This window comes from Streptomyces sp. NPDC004561 (genome assembly GCF_053602155.1).
Window position 1 is genome coordinate 1 of sequence record NZ_JBSGDB010000609.1, and the last position, 4656, is coordinate 4656.

Sequence of the window (4656 nt, forward strand, 5' to 3'; positions counted from 1 at the left end):
GTGTAGGGCCCTTGGCGTACCTGGTTGACCCGGTCCACGAGTGACGAGGCACCGCGCACGGTCAGCGTCTCCTGTGGCCGGTGCGCGCTGTCGGTGAACTGCCAGGTCGACGTCGTGAGCGCGCCGAGGGCGGTGGTGAGGCCCAGGGCCAGGGTGCCGGCCAGGAAGATCCGGCGGCGGCCGTAGTCGTCGGCGAGGCTGCCGGCCACCAGTAGCAGGGCGGCGAGGCCCAGCGGGGTGCCGTTCAGGAGCCAGGCCTGGGCGGAGAGCGGGGTGTGCAGGGCGGCCGCCGTCTCCGGCAGCGTGACCATCGGCGCGGTGTACGTCATGAGGGCCACGGCGGTCGCGGCGCTGGTGAGGGCGAGCGTGGCCCGGGGGCGTGCGGGTGTGTCCGGGGTGGTCCCGGCGCGGACGGCGGCGGGGGTGGTGGCGGAGTCGAGCCCGGTCATGGCATGTCCTGTCCTTCAGCGACCCACTTATCGGTTCGGTCATTGAACCGAGCTGTCACCGCCACCGTAGCACTGTCGGTTCGTTCATTGAACCGGAAGTCGGAAAGTGGCTACAGTGGACGGCATGGCACTGGGTAAGGACTACGCGACACAGGAGTGCTCGATCGCCCGCGCGCTCGAGATCGTCGGCGAGCGCTGGACGCTGCTCGTCGTCCGCGACGCGCTCTACGGCGTACGGCGGTACAACGACTTCCTCGTGCACCTGGGCATCCCGCGCGCCGTGCTGGCCACCCGGCTGCAGGCCCTGACCGCCGAGGGCATCCTCGACAAGCGCCGGTACCAGCAGTCGCCGGCCCGCGACGAGTACGTCCTCACCGAGCGCGGCATCGCCCTGTGGCCCACCCTGCGCGCCCTCGGCCTGTGGGGCCGCGAGCACTTCACCGAGACCCAGCTGCGCTACTTCCGGCACGCGCGCTGCGGCACCGAACTCGGGCCGTACGGCGAATGTCCCGCCTGCGGAACCGTCGTACCGGTCCCGGACGTTGTCATGGAGCCGGGGCCCGGACTCGATCCGGACCCGGCGGATCCGGTCAGCCGGGCGCTGCTCAGGCCGAGGCGGCTGCTGGAGCCGCTGGAGATCGATCAGGCGTAGTCGACGGGGGAGCGCGACAGCGCAGGCGGGGGGAGGGGGAGGCGATGGTCCGCGGTCGTGCCGCCGGCGTGCGCGCCGTCGCGTTCCTGCTGTTCCTGCTGCTGCCCGTCGCCCTGCTCGACACCGGCAGCCTCACCACCACCGTCGCCCTCGCCGCGACCGCCGCCGCCGGTTCCGCGCTCACCGTCTGTTCCCTGCTCACCGCCCGCAGCGCGCCCGCCGTCCCGCCCACCCGGGTGCGCACGGCGATACGCGACCGGGCAAGACGTACGGCCTTCCTGCCGCAGCGCGATCCCGACGCGCCCGGCCGCCGCCGGCCCAGGGCACCCGGACAGGCCCTTCCGGCGACCGCCGCGTAGGGCACGTCCTCCCGCATCCATCGCGTACGTGACCCCGCGCGGGTCGTCATGCCGTCTCCCCGCTCAGCTCCGGCACGACGAGACCCCCGGAGGGCTCACCCATGTCCGTCTTCTCCGCCTTCGCACACCTGGTCGAGCGGTTCGCCGACCTGCTCCAGCCGCTGTTCCACGCCTCCGCGGCCGCCGCCGCGATCGTCCTGTTCACCGCGCTCGTACGGCTTCTCGTCCACCCGCTGTCCCGGGCCGCCGCCCGTGGGCAGCGCGCCCGTGCCGCACTCCAGCCGCGCATCGCCGAACTGCGCGGGAAGCACGCCGAGGACCCGCGGCGGCTCCAGCAGGCGGTGCTGGAACTGCACGCCGAGGAGAAGGTCTCCCCGCTGTCCGGCTGTCTGCCGAGCCTGCTCCAGATGCCCGCCTTCTTCCTGCTCTACCACCTCTTCGCCAACTCCACGATCGGCGGCGAGCGCAACGGCCTGCTCGCGCACCGGCTCCTCGCGGCGCCGCTCGGCGGGCGGTGGGCCGACACGCTCGCCGACGGCGGGATGTTCGGGCCGGCCGGGCTGGTCTACCTCGGGCTGTTCGTCCTCGTCGCCGCCGTCGCCGCCTTCAACTACCGGCGCGCCAGGCGGATGACGGCGGACAACCCGGTCGCGGTGGGCGCGGCGGACGGCGAGCGGGTGCCGGGGCTCGGCGCGGTCGGCAAGGTCATGCCGTTCATGTCCTTCTTCACGCTCGTCACCGTGGCCGTCGTCCCGCTCGCGGCGGCGCTGTACGTCGTGACCAGCACGACCTGGAGCGCCGTGGAGCGGGCCGCGCTGTACCGCTAGAGGGGCGGGTTACGGTCCAGTACATGAACAGGGTCTTGCGGACTGGACTGCGTGATTGGAGGATCGGCCAGTCCTGCGATGGCTGCACCCATCGGCCGGGCGCCCCGCGATCGAGGGAGATGCTGACCATGAAGCTGCTGCGAGTCGGTTCCGCGGGGGCGGAGCGCCCCGCCCTGCTCGACGCCGACGGGACCCTCAGGGACCTGTCGGGCATCGTGGACGACATCGACGGCGCGATCCTCGCCGACGGCTCCGCGCTCGGCCGGGTGCGGGCGGCGGCCGAGTCGGGCGAGCTGCCCGGTCTGGACGCGGCGGGGCTGCGGATCGGACCGCCGCTCGCCCGGATCGGGAAGATCGTGTGCATCGGGCTGAACTACCACGACCACGCCCGCGAGACGGGCGCCGAGCCGCCCACCGAGCCGGTGGTCTTCTTCAAGGCGCCGGACACGGTCGTCGGCCCGAACGACACCGTGCTCGTGCCGCGCGGCTCCGCCAAGACCGACTGGGAGGTGGAGCTGGCCGTCGTCATCGGCCGTACGGCCCGCTACCTGGACTCGGCCGAGGAGGGACTCGCGCACGTCGCCGGGTACGCCGTCGCGCACGACGTCTCCGAGCGGGAGTTCCAGATCGAGCGGGGCGGCACCTGGGACAAGGGCAAGAACTGCGAGACGTTCAACCCGCTGGGACCGTGGCTCGTCACGGCGGACGAGGTCCCCGACCCGCAGCGGCTGCCGCTGAGGCTCTGGGTCAACGGCGAGCTGCGGCAGGACGGTACGACGGCCGAGCAGATCTTCCCGGTGGGGGAGGTCGTGCGCTACGTCAGCCGGTTCATGACCCTCTACCCCGGCGACGTCATCAACACGGGGACGCCGGCGGGGGTGGCCATGGGCCAGCCCGAGCCGAAGCCGTACCTGAGGGCCGGGGACGTCGTGGAGCTGGAGATCGAGGGCCTCGGCCGCCAGCGGCAGGAGCTCAAGGACGCGTAGCCGCTCCGCGGCCTCGCCGAGGCCGAGAGGGCGGCCAACCCCCGCCCCTCGGCCGCCTGTTGGCCATATCCTCTGTCGTGGACGTGCCGTGCTTGCCGTGCGAGGGCTTCGAGGGCGAGCGCGGCGCCGGTGTCGGTAGGGCCGAGGGGTGGGGGATGGCCGCGACGGGGGCGGACGGGATCTCGACGAACGGCCGGAGAGCGGTCGGCCCGTTCCAGTGGGTGGCGGCCGCGCTGGGCGTCCTCGCCGCGTGCGCGGCCGTGGCCATGTTCTTCGGCACCCAGGTGTGCAACCAGCAGACGGTCTCGAACGGGCGCGTCGTCGAGGTGTGCCGGCACCCGGAGATGACGGACCCTCCGATGGTCGTCCTCGGCCTCCTGATGCTGGTGCTCCTCGGCGCCTTCTTCTCCGAGGTCTCCGGATTCGGCATCACGTTGAAGCGCCAGGTGGAGGAAGTCCGGGGCATCGTGCACGAGGCCATGCTCGAGACGCAGCAGTTCCAGGCGAGGCAGCAGGAGGTCGAGGGGGATCTGGCCGACGGGGTGAGGGAGGCGCTCAGCAGGACGCAGGCCGGCGGGCGACCCGCTGTGCCGGCGTCGGACGACCCCGTCGAGCGGCTGGCGGCACGCTACAACGAGATCCGGTGGACCATGTCCAGCGGCCGCGAGAGAACCACGGCGATGAGTGAGGTCGCCGACGAGATGGTCCGTCTGCTGCGAGGCGCCCGGGGCTTCGACGTCGAGCGCCATCTCGGGAGCGGCGACCACGGGTTGCGGCTGGCCGCCGCCGCCTACCTGTACGCCAATCCGGATCCGGCGTGGGGACGTGAACTCGCCGAGGCGGCGGTGTCCGAGGACAGACCGTTCAACGAGTGGTGGGCGCTCAAGGCGCTGCGTGAGGTGTTCAGGGGGAACTGCGGGCTGCTGGACGACGGGACGAGGAACCTGCTGCAACGCCGCATGAACCAGTTGCCCCCGCGCAACGACCGCGCCGAGCAGATCCGCAAGCTGCTGCGGGACTGCCCGGCGGGCCGTGGCGGTCAGGCCCGGATCTGAGCCATCGCTCAGTCCAGCAGAGCGGCGAGCCTGCGCCATTCCTCTCTCGGGAGGGCGTCGCGGGAGCCACTGGTGATCACCTGGAGGGCCAGGTGGTCGGCGCCCGCCGCGCGGAAGGTGTCGATGCGTTCCCGGACCCGGTTCTCGTCGCCCCAGGCGAAGACCGCGTCGACCAGGCGGTCGCTGCCGCCGTCGGCGAGGTCCTCCTCGGTGAAGCCGAGGCGCAGGAAGTTGCCTTCCACACCAGGGCCTGCTCGTCGTCGTACAAGTCCACCGCAAGGGCCCGTTCGACGAACTCGGCACGGTCGGGCTCGTCCTCGTAGCCGTG

The 4656-nt window shown here is 72.4% G+C and carries 6 protein-coding genes and 1 pseudogene; 5 read left to right on the top strand and 2 right to left on the bottom strand.

Going from position 1 to position 4656, the window contains the following annotated elements:
- A partial coding sequence (locus ACWEN3_RS41850; protein ID WP_452982599.1) for an MFS transporter occupies positions 1–449 on the bottom strand: 449 nt, incomplete at its 3' end.
- Positions 450–573: 124 nt separating this feature from the next.
- Between ACWEN3_RS41850 and ACWEN3_RS41855 the strand changes: the two genes are divergently transcribed.
- The 5 genes from ACWEN3_RS41855 (at position 574) to ACWEN3_RS41875 (ending at position 4328) form a co-directional block, all read left to right on the top strand.
- Positions 574–1101 carry a winged helix-turn-helix transcriptional regulator gene (locus ACWEN3_RS41855; protein WP_452982602.1) on the top strand — a complete coding sequence of 176 codons (528 nt, stop codon included), beginning with the start codon at positions 574–576 and terminating at the stop codon, positions 1099–1101.
- A gap of 44 nt (positions 1102–1145) precedes the next feature.
- Entirely contained in the window at positions 1146–1460 is a 315-nt protein-coding gene (locus tag ACWEN3_RS41860) for a DUF6412 domain-containing protein (protein ID WP_452982605.1), read from the top strand.
- A gap of 101 nt (positions 1461–1561) precedes the next feature.
- Positions 1562–2287 (top strand): YidC/Oxa1 family membrane protein insertase, encoded by a 726-nt coding sequence (locus ACWEN3_RS41865; protein WP_452982608.1) that lies wholly within the window; start codon positions 1562–1564, stop codon positions 2285–2287.
- Between the two features lie 128 nt (positions 2288–2415).
- Positions 2416–3273 carry a fumarylacetoacetate hydrolase family protein gene (locus tag ACWEN3_RS41870; protein WP_452982611.1) on the top strand — a complete coding sequence of 286 codons (858 nt, stop codon included), beginning with the start codon at positions 2416–2418 and terminating at the stop codon, positions 3271–3273.
- 155 nt (positions 3274–3428) lie between these two features.
- On the top strand, positions 3429–4328 hold the full coding sequence (locus tag ACWEN3_RS41875; protein WP_452982614.1) for a hypothetical protein: 900 nt from the start codon (positions 3429–3431) through the stop codon (positions 4326–4328).
- An 8-nt stretch (positions 4329–4336) separates the two neighbouring features.
- Here ACWEN3_RS41875 and ACWEN3_RS41880 read toward each other — a convergent pair.
- A pseudogene (locus ACWEN3_RS41880) lies at positions 4337–4656 on the bottom strand (LLM class F420-dependent oxidoreductase); the annotation flags it as partial.

Bases quoted from the DNA above. Each gene is read 5' to 3' on its own strand.
- ACWEN3_RS41855 (WP_452982602.1), top strand. From the start codon at position 574: ATGGCACTGGGTAAGGACTACGCGACACAGGAGTGCTCGATCGCCCGC.
- ACWEN3_RS41860 (WP_452982605.1), top strand. From the start codon at position 1,146: ATGGTCCGCGGTCGTGCCGCCGGCGTGCGCGCCGTCGCGTTCCTGCTG.
- ACWEN3_RS41865 (WP_452982608.1), top strand. From the start codon at position 1,562: ATGTCCGTCTTCTCCGCCTTCGCACACCTGGTCGAGCGGTTCGCCGAC.
- ACWEN3_RS41870 (WP_452982611.1), top strand. From the start codon at position 2,416: ATGAAGCTGCTGCGAGTCGGTTCCGCGGGGGCGGAGCGCCCCGCCCTG.
- ACWEN3_RS41875 (WP_452982614.1), top strand. From the start codon at position 3,429: ATGGCCGCGACGGGGGCGGACGGGATCTCGACGAACGGCCGGAGAGCG.